This window comes from Mesorhizobium sp. YC-39 (genome assembly GCF_025753795.1).
Classification (GTDB): domain Bacteria; phylum Pseudomonadota; class Alphaproteobacteria; order Rhizobiales; family Rhizobiaceae; genus Mesorhizobium.
Genome location: NZ_JAOWPS010000004.1, coordinates 107,532 through 125,855, shown reverse-complemented (window position 1 = coordinate 125,855; position 18,324 = coordinate 107,532). Strand labels below are relative to the sequence as shown.

The following is an 18,324-nucleotide window of genomic DNA, read 5'->3' as shown; positions in this document are numbered from 1 at the left end:
TCTCTTTGAGTCAACAAGTAGACATGCCGCTCGCTGCGACCGCCGTCAAGCAAGTTCGCCGGGGCGGTTTCTACCCGGCAAATGCTCGCATCGACAATGAGACATGCGTTCCCGAACTCAAACGGAGCCGGTCATGCCGCCATCGACATAGATGATCTGGCCGGTCACGAAGCTCGAGGCATTGGACGCCAGGAAGATCGCCGCGCCGCCCAATTCGTCGACTTCGCCCCATCGGGCCAGCGGCGTCCGGCCGACGAGCCAGCGCGAGAACTCGGCATCTTTCGCCAACGCCTCGTTCAGATCCGTCCGGAAATAGCCGGGCGCCAAACCGTTGACCCGGATGCCGTGCGGGCCAAGTTCCGCTGCAAGGCCCTTGGTCAGCATTTTCATTGCGCCCTTCGATGCGGTGTACGGCACGATCGAGGGCCGCCCGAGTTCGCTCTGCACCGAGCAGATATTGATGATCGAACCCTGCTTGCGGCCCATCATCGACCGGACGACCGGTTGGGTGAGGTAGAACGCGCTGTAGAGATTTGTTCGCATCAATTTGTCGAACATCTCTGCCGGGAAGTCGGCGAAGGGCGCCCGGTGCTGCATGCCGGCATTGTTGACGAGGACGTCGATCGGCCTGAACTCCAGTTCGAGCCTGGCGATTTCACGCTCGACATCCTCAGCCACGGTGACGTCGAAAGTGGAACCGATCGCCTCGATTCCCGACGCAGTCAATGATCCCAAGGCCTTTTGAACCTGACCTTCATCGCGCCCGTTGATGATAACAGCAGCACCCGCCTTGCCGAGGGCCTTGGCAAGCGCCAGGCCGATGCCCCGGCTCGATCCCGAAATGAAGGCTGTTTTTCCGGCGAGGCCGAACAGGTCTGATAGAGCGGTCAAAGCGTCATTCCCAAAAATGGCGACCAGCCGTCAAGGCGGCCAGAATTGCAATCGAACCTTCATGCTTCGGCTCTTGCCGGCAGCCAGATCGAAGGCCTGTCGCACATCGTACGCGCTGACGACCGTCATCAGCAATGGCGAGCCGGATAAGTAGGCCACTGAGGGCCTGGACCGTTACGCGCCGGCACCGCGAATAGCCAGCGCTGATCGAGGATCGATATTTGCGGCGCAGGAGGGACTGGAAAAAACTCAGCTCGTCGTCTCTGTCGGCTTCGCTTCGGGAACAGGACGGCTTGCTTGCGAGTTTCAGCTTGAGAAACCCGCGCAACAACATGGCGCGGCGGCAAAGGATAAGAACATATGGGCCTTGGAACCATTCTCATCATCATTTTGATACTTGCCCTGCTGGGCGGTTTTTCCGGCTTGGGCGGTGGGCCATTTTATGGGACCGGCTATTATGGCGGAGGCGGTCTGGGGCTCGTGCTGCTCATCGTCATCATTCTGGTTGTCCTCGGGCGCATCTAGCCTGCCGGCAGAGACTGGCTTGCCCGCCGCTTCGCAGAAGCGGCGGGCATTTGCTGAAAACGGAGGCGTTGTTGAAGCGCAAACTCGACCTGAGGGGCGGACGGCCCGTCTGGTTCTCTTATCGCGCACCATCGGTGCCGGCGGGAAAACTCACGCGGGATGTAAAGACAGACGTGCTGGTCGCCGGCATGGGCATCAGCGGCGCCATGGCGGCGGAGGCGCTGACACGCGCCGGCCATTCCGTGATCTGCATAGACCGGCGCGGACCGTTGAAGGGATCGACCTCGGCGACGACGGCCCTGGTGCAGTTCGAGCTTGACCAACCCCTGACGAAACTTTCGGCGAGCAAGGGAAAGGCCGATGCCGAGCAGGCATGGCGGCGCTCGCGCCTGGCGGTGCTTAACCTGAGCGGACGGGTTGCCGAACTCGGCATCGATTGCAGCCTGAGCTGTTTGCCTTCGCTTTATCTTGCCGGCAACCTGCTCCGTCCGGCCGAGTTGCAGGCGGAGGCAGAGGCCCGCCGGCAAGCCGGAATCGCCGCAACCTACCTGACGCGCCAAGCTCTGGCTGACAGGTTCGGCATCGATCGTGCCGGCGCCATTCTCAGCCACGGCAATCTTGCGCTCGACCCGCGCAAGCTCACCGCGGGTCTGCTGCTCAAATCGCTGGCGCGCAAAGCGCGGTTCTATGCGCCGGTCGAGGCGACGACCATCGAACACGGCCGTGACCACGTCACCGTTGGCACCAGCCTCGGCCCAATCATCACGGCACAGCATCTGGTGTTGGCAACGGGCTACGAACTGACTGACCTGATACCGGCGACCAGGCACCGCATAGTTTCGACCTGGGCAATCGCCACGGGGCGGCAACCAAAAGCGATCTGGCCGGACGCGGCTCTGATCTGGGAGGCATCGGACCCCTACCTCTATGTCAGGACAACCGCCGATGGCCGGGTCATCTGCGGCGGCGAGGACGAGGAGTTCACCGACGAGGCACATCGCGATGCGCTGATCGCCGACAAGGCCGAGCGGCTGGCGGCAAAACTGGGCAGCCTGTTCCCGAGGCTCGACGCCAGCCCCGAATTTGCCTGGGCCGGCTCCTTCGGCACCACGACATCGGGGCTGCCTTATATCGGTGCGCTGCCCCGCCATCCGCGCATTCAAGCCGTCATGGGCTATGGCGGCAACGGCATTACCTTCTCGCAGATTGCTTCGGAGATCGTATTGTCGACGATCGATGGCGCCGACGATTCGGACGCAAGACTATTTGCGTTCAGCCGCTCCTGATCAAGGAACCACTCGTCCCACTGGCGGTTCCTGCCTATCAGAGGAGTACAGCGATGGACGACGATACCCAGGATCATGCCCGGAAAATGCGCGAAAAGACTTCGCTGGCACGCGCTTTGGCTGCGGAGACCGGCATCACCGTTGATCAGGCAGTGGACCTGATCGCCATGATCGGTACCGACCGCAACTCATTGCTGCGCGAGGCACGAATATTAAAAACGCGATCCGGTCAGTCGCTTTCTTGAATCCGTCGCGCGAGCATCTCCTATTGTATGTGCATCTGGTGAGGATCGAGTTGAGCGGCCTCCTCTTCGAGACTGCCGTTGCCATGCAGTAGACCGACATCGGACAGTGCCCCGCTCGTCTCCATGACGACGGTCAAGCCGTCGAATTCCATGGGTGCCGCGTAGAATTGAGCCGTCTGCATGACGAGATGCTCGATATCTTCAAGGGCGATATTTTCGGCGAGATTGCGCCGACGCACTTCCTCCGCGACCACGGCAACATTGACGATCCCTTGCGAGTGCAGGGCAGTCAAAACCTGGACATTCAGATCCTCCCGCAACTGAGCCGAATATTCATGGCGCATGGAAAACGTCCTTCCGGGAATTGTTCTCCCTCATAATTCAGCATGCATCATAAGCGCGCGTTTGACAAGAAAAAATTCAGATATTTGTGTATAAAATCAATAAGTTAGCATAGTTTGCCAATTGCGCAGTCCACGTCTGTCGCTCATCGTTTGCCTTAGGCGCCAATCACTTCACATTCGCTCTTGACGTATTTTGAGACGAATACTAACTCTACTCCTATCGAGGTACTTACTAACTCGTCTTGTTTGATGTGGCTGGAGGCTGTCATGGCAGACTTGGAGCGACCCGAACGATTGCAGATCATGCTGACGGCCGAGGAACTCGCCGCTGTTGAGAACTGGCGTTTCGAAAAGCGCATGCCAAGCAGGTCTGCGGCGGTGAGAGAACTGTTGCGTCGCGGTCTTGCGGCGGACGGATTCTTGACGGCGGCGCAAGGCTCCAAGTCTCAGGACTTTGGAATTCTCCCCGATCCCGAAATATCTCACGGAACTGGCGGCGATTAGGCGCCGCAAGGCAACCCGCCACGAAAGCCGGCCTCTTGAGCTACGTCCAGCCTGACAGGACCGTCTCCATCTCCACCGTCTCGACCTGCTGCGCAAACCGTTGATGATAGACCGTCAACAACGCATCATGCGTGGCGTCCGACGAGCTGCAGAGGGCGTCCGTGACGAGCACCACGCGGTAACCGAAATCGATGGCCCCGAGCACGGTGGCCAGTACGCACACGTCGGTCTCGCCGCCGGTGATCACCAAAGTGTCGACCCGCCATTGCGAGAGAAGGCGCCTGAGCCCGCCTTCGAACCAGGGGGAATAGATGTGCTTGTCGATGACGGTTGCGGGAGGACAATGCCGGGCGAGCGAAGGCAGGAGACCGGTCATTTCCGGGTCGAGCGCGTCCAGAGTCATCGATGCCCAGCGTTCATAATAACGCTTCCACGTGCCTACACCCTGGCCAGGCCTTTGTGCGGGCAGGAAGCGGGTAAAGACGGTCTGGGCGGCGCGTCGTTCGACAAGGCTCTCGATTAGCGGCAGAACACGGGTGATCCAGGGTGTCGCCCAAGGCGAAGGTTCCGCGAACAAGCATTGCATGTCGACGCAAAGGTGCGCGCAGTTGTCGCCCAGCGGGCCATATGCCAGCCCCGGTGTCGACATCAAGACGTCGACGATCGCAATGTCATTTCACGGCGGGAATGGGTCTGACGCGGTCGATCGATATCGATCTCGTTGTTCATGAGTTCAACCTGCGGAACGTTTGCCACCTAACGCAGAGCACGACACCTCGTTCCCCACGGTCTGGACGCGAAATAGTCATCGCGTATCGCCCTTGTGGCGGGTTCGTCGAATGGAACCCTGGGACGAATTGCCGGTTTAGACAAGGACTTCATCGGACAAGGTGAGGATTGAAGCCATGAGCGTGCTTTACCGCGCGGCAAAGATCGCCGAACAGGCTCATGCCGGCCAGACCGACAAGACCGGAAGCCCGTATATCGAGCATTGCCGTCGGATCGTTGATGCCGTGGACACGCTTGATGGCAAGGCTATTGCCTACCTTCACGACGTTCTCGAGAAAGGCGATGGATGGAGCCGCGATCGATTGGAGGCGGCCGGCTTTGGGCCGTCCATCGTCTCGGCGGTCGATGCCATGACCCGCCGGCCCGACGAAGATGAGCTTACTTTCGTACGCAGAGCGGCAGCCAATCCCCTGGCGCTGCCTGTCAAGCGCGCGGATCTCGCCGACAATATCTGGCAGGCACGACAGATCGGCGCCTCGACATCAAAATACGAGGAAGGGCTCCGGATCCTGGATGACGAGTTCTAATGCGTCGTGAGCGGCGCCGGTCTCCCAGCGTTTGGGTGGCGCCGAAGGAATGACGCACTCCCGCGTAAACCTTTTCGGCTGACATGCGTTGTGCTCAGGCAACTCCAGGGGCGGTGTGATTTTCTGTAGGTTGGCCACAACGGTGATGCCGGACATGAAAGGTCCTGAATATGTATTTCATAGCCTTGGCGACGGACTATGACGGGACGCTGGCGCATAACGGGATCGTATCGAAAAAGACGCTCTCGGCGCTCGAACAGTTGAAGAAAACGGGTCGCAAGCTCATCCTGGTCACCGGGCGCGAGCTGCCCGATCTCCAGCAGGTTTTTCCGGAGATCGGCCTGTTCGACAAGGTCGTCGCCGAAAATGGCGCCTTGATCTATACGCCAGCCAGCGAGGAGGAACGCACGATTTCGCCAGCGCCCGCGCCCGATCTCGTCGCCAGGCTGAAGAAGCGCGGGGTGAAGCCGCTTTCGGTCGGGCGCTCGATCGTGGCGACTTGGGAACCTCATCAAGCGACTGTGCTCGATGTCATCAAGAAACTGGGACTGGAGTTGGAGATCATCTTCAACAAGGGCGCGGTGATGATCCTGCCGAGCGGCATCAACAAGGCGGCGGGGCTGGCCGCCGCACTCCAGGATCTTCGCCTGTCGCCGCGCAATGTGGTCGGCATAGGCGATGCGGAAAACGATCATGCCTTCTTGCGGGCCTGCGGCTGCAGCGTCGCCGTCGACAACGCGCTGCCGGCAGTAAAGGACACCGCCGATTTCGTCACGCGCGGCGCCCGCGGCAAAGGGGTGGAGGAACTGATCGGCAAGCTGATCAAGCATGATCGCGAGCTTGTCCGGAAGTCGCGCGACGGCATCCTGCTTGGCACTGCGGCCGGAAAGGAAACATATCTGTCGCCGACCGACACCGTTCTGATCGCCGGAAGCTCCGGCATCGGCAAATCCACCCTGGCCACCGCGCTGACGGAACGCTTCGTCGAGACCGGCTTTCAGTTCTGCATCTTCGACCCTGAGGGAGACTACGATGGCCTGCAAAGTGCCGTGCGGCTGGGCGATGGTGCGAGTGCGCCGACCAAGGAACAATTGCTCGACCTGATCGAGAAACCCGACACCAATGTTGTCGTCAATGGACTGTCCCTGGGGGTCAACGAGCGCCCCGATTTCTTTGCCGAACTGCTGCCAGGCCTTGGCAATTTTCGTTACCGTACGGCGAGACCGCATTGGCTGGTCATCGACGAAGCGCATCACCTTCTGCCCAAACGGCGCGACGACACCCGTGCGATCCTGTCATTGGAATTGCCGGGCACGATCCTGATCACGGTGCATCCGGAAGCGATCTCGACGGACGTCTTGCGCCTGGTGACGGCTGTCATCGCGCTTGGCCCCAAGGCTACGAGTGTCATCAAGTCATTCTGCCAGGAAACCAGAACGAAAGCGCCAAAGCAGATGGCGTCGCCAAAGGGCGAGCGCGTGCTGTTCTGGCGCCCGCACGGGAACAAGACCCCTGCGTCGATCAAGGCAATCGAGCCGCGCCAGTCGCTGAAGCGGCACAGCCGCAAATATGCCGAAGGCCAGCTCGACGAGGCCGGCAGCTTCTATTTCAAAGGCCCCGAAAATGCGATGAATCTGAGGGCACACAATTTGATGATTTTCGCGCAGATGGCGGAAGGCATCGACGACAAGACCTGGGAACACCATTTGCGGGCTGGCGATTATTCCGAATGGTTTCGCCATCAGATCAGGGACAAGGAACTGGCCCGCGAAACCGCGGCCGCCGAAAAGGACAAGAAATTATCGGCGCAGGAGAGCCGCCAGCTCGTTCTTGATGCGGTGCGCCGCCGCTACACTGCTCCCGCCACGGCCCCTACGGAGTAGGCCGAGCTCAACCCTGGATCGAGGATAAAGCGGCAAGCGCCGGGAGAGGCCAGCGGATGGCTGTCACAAGTGCCGGATTGTTGATCTATCGCCGTAGCTCGGGCCTGCTGCAGGTTCTGCTGGTGCACCCGGGTGGGCCATTCTGGGCAAAGAAGGACGAAGCCGCGTGGTCGATCCCGAAGGGCCTCGTCGAGGCGGACGAAGACGAGTTGGCGGCGGCGCGGCGCGAGACCGAAGAGGAACTGGGCGTGCGCATCGACGGACGCTTCCAGCCTCTCGGTCGCTATAAACAGCCGGGAGGCAAGATCGTGCTGGCATGGTGCGTGGAAGCCGATGTCGATGCGGCCGCCGCGAGGAGCAACTATTTCCTGATGGAATGGCCACCAAGGTCCGGCTCGATGCGGGAGTTTCCCGAGGTGGACAAGGTGGGATGGTTCAGCCTGCCTGAGGCCGAAACCAAGATCCTCAAAGGCCAGCGCGCCATGCTGAAGGATTTTACCGACCGGCATGACGCGGGTTGACCGCGTCCAAGACGCAGACGCCCGGCAGCCATCGCATGGTCACTCCAAATGCGCCGCCGGCGGTTTCCAGATATGGGTCGACATGATGTCCCTCAGCTCCGTGCGAACCGTTCGGAAGAGCGGACGGAAAGTCGACGACATCGGCCGTTGCGAGGAGGTCGCGAGAATGAGCTTGCGGGTAATCGGCGGATTGAACGGCCAGACTTCGATGCGTCCGGCCTCGACCAGCAGATGCACCGAGGCATAGGGCAAGACGGTATAGCCCGTGCCCTCCTCGACCAGGAGCAATGTCGAAGGCATCGCTTCAAGTTCCATCTCGACGCGCGGATAGACGCCGTGCTCGGCCAGGATGTTGTCAAGCAGGCGCCTGAGCCCATGCGGCCGGCTCGGCAGGATCATCGGCAGTTCGGCAAAGACGTTGAGGCCGACCGGCCCAGGCGGCAGCACACGTTCGCGCGAGGCCGGTCCGATCAGGAAGAGCTCGTCGTCGGCAAGCGGCTCGGTAAGGACGGACGGATGGTTCGGCGAATTATAGAGCACGGCGGCATCGATGCGGCCGGCGATCAGCCATTCCAGTATGTGGCCGCTGAAACCTTCGATCACCTGCAGCACGACATTGGGGAATTCATTCTTGATCTTCTTGACCAGAGGCACCGTCAGCACGGTGCCGACCGAGGGCGGCACGCCAAGCACCAGCCGGCCCTTTGGCGAGGATTTGAGGTTGGACACGGCATTTTGCGCCAACCGCAGCCGCTCGACGATCTCGTCGGCGTGCGCCTTCAACAGCACGCCGGCCTCGGTCAGCACCACCCCGCGACCATTCCGGTAAAAGAGCTCGACGCCGAGTTCCTCCTCCAGCCCGCGAATATGGCGGGTAACCATCGGCTGCGTCACATTCAGGTCAAGTGCCGCCTTCGAGAAGCTCCCTGCCGAGCCAACGGCGATGAAAACCTGTAGCTGCTTCGTGTCCAACTCTCACCCATCTGGCCATCCGCTGCGGCAGAGCTTCCAGGTATTTCCGTGGTGTCTTCTCACGTCCAGAATGGATATTTCAGGCCTCGGACATTCAGAAAGACTGCATAGACCGACGTCGTCGCCGTGATGAACAGCCGGTTGTTGCGCGGCCCGCCGAACACCACATTCGCCACCATTTCAGGCACTTCGATCTTTCCGATCAGCTCGCCATCCGGTGTATGGCACTGCACGCCGTCCCAGGCGCTGATCCAGAGATTGCCCATGGCATCGACGCGGAAGCCATCCGGAATGCCCGGAGAAATCTCGGCGAACACACGGGAATTTATCAGTTTTTCGCCCTCCACGTCAAACAACCTGACGTGGTGAGGCGCACTGCGGTCGGTCAGGAATCCGGAGTCCGAAATATAGAGCTGTTTTTCGTCAGCCGAGAAAGCGAGCCCGTTCGGCATGGAGAAATCATCGGCGACGACGGTGATCTTTCCCGATAGCGGCTCGACGCGGTAGACGCGGCAGCCCGGCTGTTCCTGGGGGCTCCTGCGGCCGACATAGTCGGAGATGATCCCGTAGTTCGGATCGGTGAACCAGATGCTGCCGTCCGACTTCACCACCACGTCGTTGGGCGAGTTCAGCCGCTTGCCGTCGAAGCGATCGGCCAGCACCGTGATCGAGCCGTCCCATTCCGTGCGCACCACCCGGCGCTCGCCCTGCATGCAGGTGACCAGCCGCCCTTCCCTGTCGCGCGTGTTGCCGTTCGGGTTGGCGACGTTGCCGCGAAACAGCGAAACCGCGCCGGTCTCTTCGTCCCAGCGCAGCATGCGGTCATTGGGAATATCGCTCCACACCAGCGAGCGAAGGTCGGCGAAATAGACCGGCCCCTCCGCCCAGCGATTTCCCGTATGCAGGGTCTCGAGGAAAGCGACAGGATCGATCAGATCGCCGAACCGCGCATCGATGATCTCATAGCAGGACATCGACGCCTCGCTTACGGCCGGTCAGCGCTGGACGAACGGCGCGGGAATGGAATTCCCGCCATCGATCCAGACGCTTTTTTCCTGAAGGTATTCGTAGATGGCGGTCTGGCCGTTCTCCCGGCCGAAGCCCGACTGCTTGTAGCCGCCGAAGGGCGACAGATAGCTGGTGGCGCGATACATGTTGACCCAGATAATGCCGGCCTCGAGCCGCTCTGGCAGGCGGATCGCGCGGCCGAGATCCTGCGTCCATAGACCGGCGGCCAGCCCGTAGATGCTGTCATTGGCGATCGCCACCGCCTCCTCCTCATCCTCGAATGGAATGATCGAGAGCACCGGCCCGAAAACCTCCTCCTGCGCGATGCGCATGGACTGCTTGACATTGCCGAAGATCGTCGGCTCGACGAACCAGCCATCGGCGATCGACTTGTCCTCGGGCACCTTGCCGCCCAGCAACTGCGCGGCGCCCTCGCCATTGGCGATGCCGATGTAGTCGAGCACCTTCTTGCGCTGCGGCAGCGTCGTGATCGGGCCGACCTGGGTCTCGGGATCGAGCGGATCGCCGATCTTCGCTGTCCTGGCGAAACCGACCAGTTTCTCCGTCACTTCATCGTAGACCGAGCGCTGCACCAGCGCGCGCGAGCCCGCGATGCAGGTCTGGCCAGTCGCCGCGAAGATGCCGGAAACAAGGCCGGGAATGGCCGCTTCCATCTTGGCGTCGGCAAACACGATGTTGGCGGATTTGCCGCCGAGTTCGAGCGTCACCTTCTTCAGCCCGCCCGCGGCCGATTGATAGACGCGGCGGCCGGTCGCGTCGCCGCCGGTGAAGGCCACCTTGGCAACATCGGGATGCGTGACCAGCCGGTCGCCGATCTCGTTGCCAAAGCCGGTGATGATGTTGACGACGCCCTTCGGAAAGCCGGCTTTTTCGAAGAGCCGGCCGAAGAACAGCGCCGAAACCGAAGAGAACTCGGACGGCTTCCACACGATCGTGTTGCCGGTGGCAAGCGCCGGCGCCAGCTTCCACGTCGCCAGCATCAGCGGCGAATTCCAGGGCGTGATCGCGGCCACCACCCCCAGCGGCTCCTGGCGCGTGTAGTTGAACACGCCCGGCTTGTCGATCGGGATGACCCGGCCTTCGATCTTGTCGGCGAGACCGCCAAAGAAGCGGAACCATTGCGGAATGTATTTGCACTGCATCCGCATTTCATTGATCAGCTTACCATTGTCGCGGGTTTCGAGAACGGCAAGGCTCTCGGCCTCCTCGGCGACCAGGTCGGCAAAACGCGTCATGATCTGCCCGCGCGCGCTCGGGCTCAGTGTCCGCCACTCGCCGCGGAAGGCCTCGACGGCGGCCTGGACGGCGGCGTCGACATCGGCAACGCCTGCGCGCGGAACCAGCGCCCAGGCCTTGCCGGTGAAGGGGTCGAAGGATTCGAAATAGTCCCCCGATACCGAGGCGATCCAGCGGCCGCCGACCAGCATCGAAAGCTTTTCCGCGGCAAGCGGCGGCCGCGCGATCATGCCTGCGCTTCCTGGATGGCCTCGCGGGCAAGCCGGAAGGCGTCGACGCCTGCCGGCACGCCGGCATAGATCGCCACCTGCAGCAGCACTTCGCGGATCTCGTCCTGGGTGACGCCGTTGCGAAGCGCGCCCTTCACATGCATTTTCAGCTCGTGCGGACGGTTGAGCGCCGAAAGCATGGCAAGGTTCAGCATGCTGCGGGTCTTCTTGTCGAGCGTATCGCGGCCCCATACGGCGCCCCAGCAATACTCCGTCACCAGTTCCTGCATCGGGCGATTGAAATCATCGGCGCTGGCAAAGGATTTCTCGACGAACTCCGCGCCCAGAACCGATTTGCGGATCTCAAAACCCTTGTCGAATACGTCCTTGCCCATTTGGGTAGTCCTTTCCTGTTTGCTTGGGAGGTCAGAGGCCGGGGGTTGGCCGGTATTTGCGGCCGCGCGCGACCACATGACCGAGCGAACCGTTGGTCAGGTAGATCTGCGTTGCCTTGGAATCATATTGGACATTTTCCTGGCCGGGATAACCGATCAGCGCGCGCACGCGCGGGTTCATGTAGTAGGTGGCGATGACGACGGTGGTGATCGCGGAAAAGGCCTCGCCATCTTGCTTGTTGATCTTTTCCAGATGCGCCTCCACGCCGGTGGACGCATCGGTGGCGATGGCACGGGCAAATCCTTCCTTGAGATCAATGCGGAAATCGAGGGATTTCTCGACGTCGGCATAGGTGCAGACATCGCTGAATTTCGGCATCTCGCCATGCGCCGGGATCAGGAAATCGGCGAGCGCGAAAAAGGCTTGTTCCTTCGCCATCTCAGGCCACCTTCTGGTTGCGGCGCTCGGCGATCATCCGCTGCGTGTTGCGCAGCGCAACCGCCATGATGGTCGCGGTGGGATTGGTGGCGCCAGAGGTCGGGAAGGTCGAAGCATCCATGACGTAGAGGTTCGGCACGTCATGGCAGGCGCCCCATTGATCGACGACGGAGCGCTTGGGATCGTCGCCCATAACCGTGGTGCCGATCAGGTGCCATCCGGATTCGCGCACCGGTGTCGAAACCAGCGTCTCGATGGCACCGGCGGCGCGCACCGATTCCAGGCAGCGGTCGATATTGAACTGCAGGAGCCGGTTGGAATTCTCGTTGACCTTGTAGACGATCTGCGGCGCCGGCAGACCATCGGAATCGACCAAGTCCTTCGACAGCACCACCTGGTTGCTCTCCTCCGGCAGGTCTTCGCCGACGATGCCCCAGATCAGCGAATGGCCAAAGCGGCGGGCGACATTCTCGTGCAGATTGGCGCCCCAGAAATCCTGGAACCGGCCCTCCTCCGCGACATAGACCTTGGAGCCGATCGCGCCGGATACGCCGACCGGTCCGCCCGACGGCATGCAGTTCCATTTCGAGCCGCGCACGAAGCCGCGGCTTTCGTCCGTCTCATAGAATTCCAGCGAATAAACCTGCTGGCCGAAGGGACCGCGCCAGGAATCGAGCGGATCCTCGTAGGAGGCGAGCACGCTGGCGAAGGGATGCATCATCAGCCGCTTGCCGACCATGCCCGAGGAATTGGCGAGCCCGTCCGGGTTACTTGAGCCACCCGACATCAGCAGCAGCCGCGGCGTGCCGACGCCATTTGCGCACAGGATGACGACCTTGGCGCGCTGGCGCCGCTCGCGCCCATTGGCGTCGATATAGACGACACCGGTGGCGAGCCCCTGGTCGTTGGTCTCGACCTCCTTCACCCGAGCGCGGGTGATCAGCCGCGCGCCGGCCTTCAGCGCCAGTGGCCAATGCGAACGATCGGTCGTCGACTTCGCCCCTTCGGGACAGCCGGTAAGGCAGGTGCCACGGCGCACGCACGGATTGAGTTCACCGAACTTCTCCGACGGGATCGCATTGCTCCCCGGCCACCAGTGCCAGCCCATCTTTTCCATGCCGAGCGCACCGCGCAGACCCACGGACCCAATCGGCAGCGCCGGAAAGGGATAGGCGCCACGTGGTGGAAAGGCCGGATCGCCGGAGAGACCCGAGACCCCCACCTCGCGCTCTATCTCGAGCTGATAGGGCAACAGGTCCTCGTAGGTGAAGGGCCAGTCCTCGGCCACGCCGTCCATCGAGCGCACCCGGAAATCGGACGGCAGGAAATGCATCCATTGCGCGCCATAGAGCGTGGCGCTTCCGCCGACGCCGGCGAACATCAGCGGATTGATATCCGTCGTGGACGTGTCGACGGGATAGTCGTTCGGATTGTCGCGAACGTTCGGGTTGGGATGCCAGAGCTTGGTGCTGACCAGTTCGTGCTCCGGCCGTGCGCCGGTGTAGTCGTCATAGTCCGGCCATTCGCCCTGCTCCAGCACGACCACCGAAATGCCGGCACGAGCCAGATGAAGTGCTGCGACCGAGCCGGACGGTCCGGCACCGACGATCACGACATCCACCTCTTCGTCGCGTCCCGGCCGTGCATTGCGTTGCGCCAGAATTTCAACCGTCATTCTCTTCCTCCCTCGAGGTCCATCAACCGCATGACGCTCAGGCGAGCCGTGTCCGGTAAAAGGCCGCGGCGCCGATGATGATGATGCCTTTGATGATGAGCTGCATCTCGATCGGAAAACCGAGCAGCAGCACCAGATTGTTGATCACGACCAGCACGGCGACGCCGAGCAGAGCGGCGAAGACATTGCCGCGGCCGCCGGAAAGTGCCACCCCGCCCATCACCGCCGCGACGATCGAATCCAGCTCGTAGCCCTGGCCGACCCAGTTCGACACCGTGCCGACATAGCCGAGCAGAAAGAGCCCGCCTATCCCGGCGCAGACCGAGCAGATGACGTAGCAGAGGATCACGACGCGGTCCGGCGCCACCCCATTCAGAAACGCGGCTTTCGGATTGCTGCCCACCATGAATATCTCCCGGCCAAGGCGCGATCGATGCAGCACGATGCCGAAAGCAGTCGCCAGGAATGCCAGCGTGATCAGATTGACGGGAACGCCAAGGATTCGTCCGGAGGCCAGAAAGCCCATGCCGGGCGGCAGCGTGCTGATCGGCGCGCCGCCGGTGTAGGCGAAGCGCGCGCCCTGCAGGATGATCATCATCGCCAGTGTCGCGAGAAACGGGCTGACATTGCGCTTGGCCACCAGCCAGCCATTGACCAGGCCGACCAGGGCCGACAAGGCGATCGCGGCGATGAAGATCAACGGGATCGCCTCGTTGGTCGTGGCTTTGAACGCGGTCGCCAGCACCGCCACCGTCGCCATCAGCGAGGCCACGGAAAGATCCAGGCCGCGCACCAGGATGACAAAGGTCTGGCCGACGACGACCATGCCGAGCGGTGCGGCTATCGTCAGCACATTGACCAAATTGGCCGGCCGCAGAAAGGTCGGTGAAGCGACAGCCGCAACAACCATCAGCGCGACCAGGAAGATCACCAGTCCGTAGCGCTCGAAGACAGAGGCCATGGAAATGCTTTGCGATCGCTGCATCGGGGTATCGAGAGGCGTCATCGCTATTTCCGCCTCGCGCTGTGGATGCCGACCGCGATGATGATGATGAGACCCTGAATGACCCACTGGTAGTAGGACGAGACATTCACGAAATTCAGCAGGCTATTCAGCATGGTGACGAGCAGCACGCCGAGGAATGTGCCAAGCACGCCGCCCCTGCCCCCGGCCAGAATGGTGCCTCCAACCACGACCGGGGTCACCGACTGCAGCGTCAGCGCGGCGCCGATGCGCGGATCGCCGACGCCGGTTCGCGCGGTCAGGAAAATCGCCGCTATGCCGGCGCACAGGCCTGACAGCGCATAGGCGAGCACGACGATCCGGTCGACGGGCAGGCCGTTCAGCCGCGCCGCTTCCCGATCGCCGCCGACGAAGTAGATGCTGCGGCCCGTGCGCGTCCGCTGCAGCCAAAGCCCGGCGAGCGCGAAAATCACCACGAGCACGATGGCGCTGAGCGGAACGCCGCCGACCTTTGCATAGGCGATGTCAGCGAAGGCGCGCGGCACCGAGCCGCCCGGCTCCTTGCGGTACATCAGCGTGCCGCCGAAGATGATCGAGGACATGCCGAGCGTGACGATCAGAGGATGGACGCGCAGCACGACGGTCAGCAGGCCGTTGATCGCGCCGACCCCGGTCGCGGCGATCAAAGCCAGCGGCAAGGCAAGCCAGACCAGATCGGGGCGCCATTCGAGGAAGTTGGCCAGAAAGACGGTGAGCGCGCCGACCAGCGAGCCGATCGCCAGATCGATACCACCCATCAGCACGACGAAAGTCTGGCCAAGGCTGACCATGCCGAGCACGATGAGCTGCTGGAGCAGATTACCGATGTTGCGCCAGGTCAGGAACCGGTCGGACAACAAGCCGCCGGCGACGGCGAGCAGCACCAGCAGCACTGCCACGATCAGATAAGAAAGCATCAGCCGGTTGCGGCGAATGTCCATGGCGATCGCGCTCATCCGACCGGCTCCGCATGCCGATCCATGTCCGCCTTACGGTGCTCGACCGATCGCACGGCGAGATCCATGATCGCTTCCTCGCCAAGGGCATCGCCCTTGATTTCGCCGACGACATGGCCTTGCGCCATCACGAAGACCCTGTCGGAGAGACCGACGATCTCCGGCAGTTCCGAGCTGATCATCAGCACGCCAACGCCCGAATCCGCCAGCCGGCGTACGATGCGGTAGATCTCCACCTTGGCCCCGATATCGACGCCGCGCGTCGGTTCGTCGAGGATGAGCAGCTTGCTGGCGATCCGCGACCAGCGGCTGAACAGCACCTTCTGCTGGTTGCCTCCAGAGAGATTGCCGATCTTTACGTCAGGCGACGGTGTCGCGACCGAAAAATCCTGGATCTGCCGCGTGGCCACCGCACGTTCCTGCTTACGGTCGATCAGCCCGCGTTTCGTTATGGCGTCGAGATCGGGCGCCACGATGTTGGCGGAAACCGGCAGGCCGAGGAACAGGCCGTCATCCTTGCGGCTCTCGGTCAGAAAACCGAGGCCATGGCCGATCGAACCCTTCGGAAGCTTTCTCTCGAATGGCTTGCCATCGAATTCGATCACGCCGCTATCGACGGCGCGCGTGCCGAAGATGGCCTCGGCAACCTCCGTGCGTCCCGAGCCGACCATGCCGGCCACGCCGACGATTTCGCCAACCCTGACGTTGAGGCTGACATCGCGGACGCGCGGGCCTGCCTTGAGATTGCGAACGGTGAGCACATCCGGACCGTCCGCCGGCGCGGGACGCCGCGGCGGATAGATCTGGCTGAGCCGGCGACCGACCATTCTGGTGATCATCTCTTCGCGCGTGAGCGCGCTTACCGGGCTCGTGCCGACGAGCTGGCCGTCCTTGAGGATCGTCACCCTGTCGGCGATCTCGAAGATCTCCTCGAGCCGATGGGAGACATAGACGATGCCGACGCCTTCGTCGCGCAGTCTGCGCATATTCTCGAACAGAAGATCGACCTCGCGGCCAGCGATGACCGCTGTCGGCTCGTCCAGGATGAGAAGCCGCACCTCGCCGACCAGGGCTTTCGCGATCTCGACCATCTGCTGGTCGGCAAGCGGCAATTCGTCGATCTTGGCGTGGGTTGGAATATCGACGCCGAGCTGTGCGAGGATTTCAGCCGCGCGGGCGTGGCGGGCGCGATTCGATATGAGCCCCAGCAGGCCGCGGGGCTGGGCATCCACCAGAATGTTCTCGGCGACCGAAAGCTCGGGAAAAAGCGCCAGCTCCTGGTGGATGACGTGGATGCCGGCAGCGCGCGCCGCCTTCGGCGACTGCCAGGAAACCGGCTTGCCGAGATAGGTGATGGTGCCGGAATTCGGTTTGGTCACGCCGCCCATGACGCGGATCAGCGTCGACTTTCCAGCGCCGTTTTCGCCCAGAAGTGCGTGGATCTCGCCTGGCAGCACGGCGAAATCGACCTTGTCCAGGGGTTTGACTCCAGGATAGTCCTTCTCGATCTGGCTGAGCTCAATAACAGACGCTGACATATCCGCCGCTCGAACTGTTCAATTCACGTCCGGTGCGCGCCCATAATGGCGCGCACCGGGTCGCTTGGGAGGCTACTTCGGATAGTCGGGATTGAATGTGCTCGGATTATAGCCGGCGGGCAGCCCGTTGCTTGGCGACAGATCGCCCGGATCGTCCATGCTGACGTGGTCGAGCAGATGCCTGTCGCCCTTGACCGAGACAGTATCGGCACCAGGCGACGTAACGACCTGGAAGCTGACCTCAACCTTGTCCGGGACCGAAATGCCCTTGAGCACGTCGAGTGCTGTCTCGATGCCGGTGATGCCCATCGATGTCGGATAGTCGATGCCGACCATCTTGATGTTGTGCTGGTTGGCCAGCTGATACATCCGGGCAACGTCGCCGCCAGTCATCGGCGGAAATTCACCGGCCTTGTAGCCGGCATCAAGAAACGCCTCGATAGCGCCATAACCCTGAAGCGCGCTGTCAGCGAGCACGCCGTTGATGTTCTTGCCATGCTTCTGGATCAGCGCCGCCATGACCGATTTTCCGGTGGCCGGATTCCAGTCGCAATACTGCTTCTCCAGCACTTTGATTTCAGGGAATTTCGAGAACACTTCCTCGTTCGCCTTGATGCGGATTTCCGCCACGCTCGAACCGGCAATGCCGGGCAGCATGACGATATTGCCCTTGCCGCCCAATGTCTCGCACAGCCACTGAGCCTCGAGGCGACCCAGCGCCCAATCGGACGCGGTGACGTAGGTGATGTAGTTCGACGCCGTCTTCACCTTGCGGTCGACCATGACGACGGGAATATCCTGTTCCATGGCGCGGCCGACCACGGAATCGAGCGCGTCTTCGGTCGAAGCCGCGATAAGCAGGATGTCGACGCCCTGGCTGATCAGATCCTGGATGTCTGCGATCTGCTTGGAAGGATCGTCATTGGCGTCGGTGACCAGCAGATGGGCGATCTCGTCGCGATGCTGGCCTGCGGACCAGAGGACGCCGTGCTGGAAGGCGACGCGCCAGGCATTCGAAATCGAGGCGTTGGAGAAGCCGATCGTATAGGGACCGTCCTTCTTCCACTTCGACGTGTCGACCATCGTATTGGCATTGGGATTCCACATCCAGGTGCGCGGCGCGCCGTAGTAGCCCGGCTTGGTTTCCGGCTCTGCGGCGACGGCGGCACTGGTCTGGGCGATCTGGATGGCTGGCGCCGCGGCGATGGCTGCAGCCACAGCCGGCATGCCGCGGATGAAGCTCTTACGCGAAATCTTTTGATCTAGTATGCTCTTTACTGACATTCGTTCCTCCTCCTGAACATTCGATAGAATATTGATAATTATTCTGAGACAAACAGAAGTATTATCCTGAATC

At 61.8% G+C, this 18,324-nt stretch carries 20 protein-coding genes; 7 read left to right on the top strand and 13 right to left on the bottom strand.

Going from position 1 to position 18,324, the window contains the following annotated elements; all coding sequences use genetic code 11:
- Nucleotides 1-117: 117 nt before the first annotated feature.
- The gene (locus tag OHD62_RS21965) at nucleotides 118-891 is read right to left on the bottom strand and encodes a glucose 1-dehydrogenase (RefSeq protein WP_263787037.1); all 774 of its coding nucleotides are present in this window, start codon (nucleotides 889-891) and stop codon (nucleotides 118-120) included.
- Nucleotides 892-1,251: 360 nt separating this feature from the next.
- Between OHD62_RS21965 and OHD62_RS21960 the strand changes: the two genes are divergently transcribed.
- The 3 genes from OHD62_RS21960 (at nucleotide 1,252) to OHD62_RS21950 (ending at nucleotide 2,947) form a co-directional block, all read left to right on the top strand.
- Nucleotides 1,252-1,416 carry a DUF3309 family protein gene (locus tag OHD62_RS21960; RefSeq protein ID WP_023768317.1) on the top strand — a complete coding sequence of 55 codons (165 nt, stop codon included), beginning with the start codon at nucleotides 1,252-1,254 and terminating at the stop codon, nucleotides 1,414-1,416.
- 71 nt (nucleotides 1,417-1,487) lie between these two features.
- Nucleotides 1,488-2,702: an NAD(P)/FAD-dependent oxidoreductase gene (locus OHD62_RS21955; protein ID WP_263787030.1), complete on the top strand. Its 1,215-nt coding sequence runs from the start codon at nucleotides 1,488-1,490 to the stop codon at nucleotides 2,700-2,702.
- A gap of 53 nt (nucleotides 2,703-2,755) precedes the next feature.
- Nucleotides 2,756-2,947 carry a hypothetical protein gene (locus OHD62_RS21950; protein ID WP_263787027.1) on the top strand — a complete coding sequence of 64 codons (192 nt, stop codon included), beginning with the start codon at nucleotides 2,756-2,758 and terminating at the stop codon, nucleotides 2,945-2,947.
- Nucleotides 2,948-2,967: 20 nt separating this feature from the next.
- On the opposite strand, the gene OHD62_RS21945 is transcribed toward OHD62_RS21950, so the two are convergent.
- The gene (locus OHD62_RS21945; protein WP_263787025.1) at nucleotides 2,968-3,291 is read right to left on the bottom strand and encodes a hypothetical protein; all 324 of its coding nucleotides are present in this window, start codon (nucleotides 3,289-3,291) and stop codon (nucleotides 2,968-2,970) included.
- Nucleotides 3,292-3,558: 267 nt separating this feature from the next.
- Between OHD62_RS21945 and OHD62_RS21940 the strand changes: the two genes are divergently transcribed.
- Nucleotides 3,559-3,795 carry a hypothetical protein gene (locus OHD62_RS21940; protein WP_263787024.1) on the top strand — a complete coding sequence of 79 codons (237 nt, stop codon included), beginning with the start codon at nucleotides 3,559-3,561 and terminating at the stop codon, nucleotides 3,793-3,795.
- A 40-nt stretch (nucleotides 3,796-3,835) separates the two neighbouring features.
- Here OHD62_RS21940 and OHD62_RS21935 read toward each other — a convergent pair whose 3' ends face one another.
- Complete coding sequence (locus OHD62_RS21935; protein WP_263787022.1) at nucleotides 3,836-4,444, bottom strand: cysteine hydrolase family protein; 609 nt, start codon at nucleotides 4,442-4,444, stop codon at nucleotides 3,836-3,838.
- 256 nt (nucleotides 4,445-4,700) lie between these two features.
- Here OHD62_RS21935 and OHD62_RS21930 point away from each other — a divergent pair, with 256 nt between their 5' ends.
- The 3 genes from OHD62_RS21930 (at nucleotide 4,701) to OHD62_RS21920 (ending at nucleotide 7,515) form a co-directional block, all read left to right on the top strand.
- Nucleotides 4,701-5,111, top strand: a complete 411-nt coding sequence (locus OHD62_RS21930) for an HD domain-containing protein (protein ID WP_263787021.1) — start codon at nucleotides 4,701-4,703, stop codon at nucleotides 5,109-5,111.
- 170 nt (nucleotides 5,112-5,281) lie between these two features.
- Nucleotides 5,282-6,994, top strand: a complete 1,713-nt coding sequence (locus OHD62_RS21925; protein ID WP_263787020.1) for an HAD family hydrolase — start codon at nucleotides 5,282-5,284, stop codon at nucleotides 6,992-6,994.
- 56 nt (nucleotides 6,995-7,050) lie between these two features.
- Nucleotides 7,051-7,515: an NUDIX domain-containing protein gene (locus tag OHD62_RS21920; RefSeq protein WP_263787018.1), complete on the top strand. Its 465-nt coding sequence runs from the start codon at nucleotides 7,051-7,053 to the stop codon at nucleotides 7,513-7,515.
- A gap of 39 nt (nucleotides 7,516-7,554) precedes the next feature.
- On the opposite strand, the gene OHD62_RS21915 is transcribed toward OHD62_RS21920, so the two are convergent.
- The 10 genes from OHD62_RS21915 to OHD62_RS21870 form a co-directional block, all read right to left on the bottom strand.
- Entirely contained in the window at nucleotides 7,555-8,487 is a 933-nt protein-coding gene (locus OHD62_RS21915; protein ID WP_263787017.1) for a LysR substrate-binding domain-containing protein, read from the bottom strand.
- 59 nt (nucleotides 8,488-8,546) lie between these two features.
- Nucleotides 8,547-9,461 carry an SMP-30/gluconolactonase/LRE family protein gene (locus tag OHD62_RS21910; protein WP_263787016.1) on the bottom strand — a complete coding sequence of 305 codons (915 nt, stop codon included), beginning with the start codon at nucleotides 9,459-9,461 and terminating at the stop codon, nucleotides 8,547-8,549.
- A gap of 21 nt (nucleotides 9,462-9,482) precedes the next feature.
- Nucleotides 9,483-10,982, bottom strand: coding sequence for an aldehyde dehydrogenase (locus tag OHD62_RS21905; protein WP_412177409.1), 1,500 nt, complete (start codon nucleotides 10,980-10,982; stop codon nucleotides 9,483-9,485).
- On the bottom strand, nucleotides 10,979-11,356 hold the full coding sequence (gene pcaC, locus OHD62_RS21900; RefSeq protein WP_263787014.1) for a 4-carboxymuconolactone decarboxylase: 378 nt from the start codon (nucleotides 11,354-11,356) through the stop codon (nucleotides 10,979-10,981). The genes OHD62_RS21905 and pcaC overlap by 4 nt, the downstream gene beginning before the upstream one ends.
- Before the next feature lie 31 nt (nucleotides 11,357-11,387).
- Nucleotides 11,388-11,795, bottom strand: coding sequence for a hypothetical protein (locus OHD62_RS21895; RefSeq protein WP_263787013.1), 408 nt, complete (start codon nucleotides 11,793-11,795; stop codon nucleotides 11,388-11,390).
- 1 nt (nucleotide 11,796) lies between these two features.
- Nucleotides 11,797-13,470, bottom strand: coding sequence for a GMC family oxidoreductase (locus OHD62_RS21890; protein ID WP_263787011.1), 1,674 nt, complete (start codon nucleotides 13,468-13,470; stop codon nucleotides 11,797-11,799).
- A gap of 37 nt (nucleotides 13,471-13,507) precedes the next feature.
- Nucleotides 13,508-14,476 (bottom strand): ABC transporter permease, encoded by a 969-nt coding sequence (locus OHD62_RS21885; RefSeq protein WP_263787009.1) that lies wholly within the window; start codon nucleotides 14,474-14,476, stop codon nucleotides 13,508-13,510.
- A 2-nt stretch (nucleotides 14,477-14,478) separates the two neighbouring features.
- Nucleotides 14,479-15,429, bottom strand: a complete 951-nt coding sequence (locus tag OHD62_RS21880) for an ABC transporter permease (RefSeq protein WP_263787007.1) — start codon at nucleotides 15,427-15,429, stop codon at nucleotides 14,479-14,481.
- Nucleotides 15,426-16,967 carry a sugar ABC transporter ATP-binding protein gene (locus tag OHD62_RS21875; RefSeq protein ID WP_263787006.1) on the bottom strand — a complete coding sequence of 514 codons (1,542 nt, stop codon included), beginning with the start codon at nucleotides 16,965-16,967 and terminating at the stop codon, nucleotides 15,426-15,428. The genes OHD62_RS21880 and OHD62_RS21875 overlap by 4 nt, the downstream gene beginning before the upstream one ends.
- Before the next feature lie 72 nt (nucleotides 16,968-17,039).
- Nucleotides 17,040-18,251 (bottom strand): substrate-binding domain-containing protein, encoded by a 1,212-nt coding sequence (locus OHD62_RS21870; protein WP_263787004.1) that lies wholly within the window; start codon nucleotides 18,249-18,251, stop codon nucleotides 17,040-17,042.
- Nucleotides 18,252-18,324: the final 73 nt, after the last annotated feature.

What these genes read in the sequence shown, in the direction of transcription:
- OHD62_RS21960 (WP_023768317.1), top strand. Translation starts at nt 1,252, where the DNA reads ATGGGCCTTGGAACCATTCTCATCATCATTTTGATACTTGCCCTGCTG.
- OHD62_RS21950 (WP_263787027.1), top strand. Translation starts at nt 2,756, where the DNA reads ATGGACGACGATACCCAGGATCATGCCCGGAAAATGCGCGAAAAGACT.
- OHD62_RS21945 (WP_263787025.1), bottom strand. Translation starts at nt 3,291, where the DNA reads ATGCGCCATGAATATTCGGCTCAGTTGCGGGAGGATCTGAATGTCCAG.
- OHD62_RS21940 (WP_263787024.1), top strand. Translation starts at nt 3,559, where the DNA reads ATGGCAGACTTGGAGCGACCCGAACGATTGCAGATCATGCTGACGGCC.
- OHD62_RS21935 (WP_263787022.1), bottom strand. Translation starts at nt 4,444, where the DNA reads ATGTCGACACCGGGGCTGGCATATGGCCCGCTGGGCGACAACTGCGCG.
- OHD62_RS21930 (WP_263787021.1), top strand. Translation starts at nt 4,701, where the DNA reads ATGAGCGTGCTTTACCGCGCGGCAAAGATCGCCGAACAGGCTCATGCC.
- OHD62_RS21925 (WP_263787020.1), top strand. Translation starts at nt 5,282, where the DNA reads ATGTATTTCATAGCCTTGGCGACGGACTATGACGGGACGCTGGCGCAT.
- OHD62_RS21920 (WP_263787018.1), top strand. Translation starts at nt 7,051, where the DNA reads ATGGCTGTCACAAGTGCCGGATTGTTGATCTATCGCCGTAGCTCGGGC.
- OHD62_RS21910 (WP_263787016.1), bottom strand. Translation starts at nt 9,461, where the DNA reads ATGTCCTGCTATGAGATCATCGATGCGCGGTTCGGCGATCTGATCGAT.
- OHD62_RS21905 (WP_412177409.1), bottom strand. Translation starts at nt 10,982, where the DNA reads ATGATCGCGCGGCCGCCGCTTGCCGCGGAAAAGCTTTCGATGCTGGTC.
- pcaC (WP_263787014.1), bottom strand. Translation starts at nt 11,356, where the DNA reads ATGGGCAAGGACGTATTCGACAAGGGTTTTGAGATCCGCAAATCGGTT.
- OHD62_RS21895 (WP_263787013.1), bottom strand. Translation starts at nt 11,795, where the DNA reads ATGGCGAAGGAACAAGCCTTTTTCGCGCTCGCCGATTTCCTGATCCCG.
- OHD62_RS21890 (WP_263787011.1), bottom strand. Translation starts at nt 13,470, where the DNA reads ATGACGGTTGAAATTCTGGCGCAACGCAATGCACGGCCGGGACGCGAC.
- OHD62_RS21885 (WP_263787009.1), bottom strand. Translation starts at nt 14,476, where the DNA reads ATGACGCCTCTCGATACCCCGATGCAGCGATCGCAAAGCATTTCCATG.
- OHD62_RS21880 (WP_263787007.1), bottom strand. Translation starts at nt 15,429, where the DNA reads ATGAGCGCGATCGCCATGGACATTCGCCGCAACCGGCTGATGCTTTCT.
- OHD62_RS21875 (WP_263787006.1), bottom strand. Translation starts at nt 16,967, where the DNA reads ATGTCAGCGTCTGTTATTGAGCTCAGCCAGATCGAGAAGGACTATCCT.
- OHD62_RS21870 (WP_263787004.1), bottom strand. Translation starts at nt 18,251, where the DNA reads ATGTCAGTAAAGAGCATACTAGATCAAAAGATTTCGCGTAAGAGCTTC.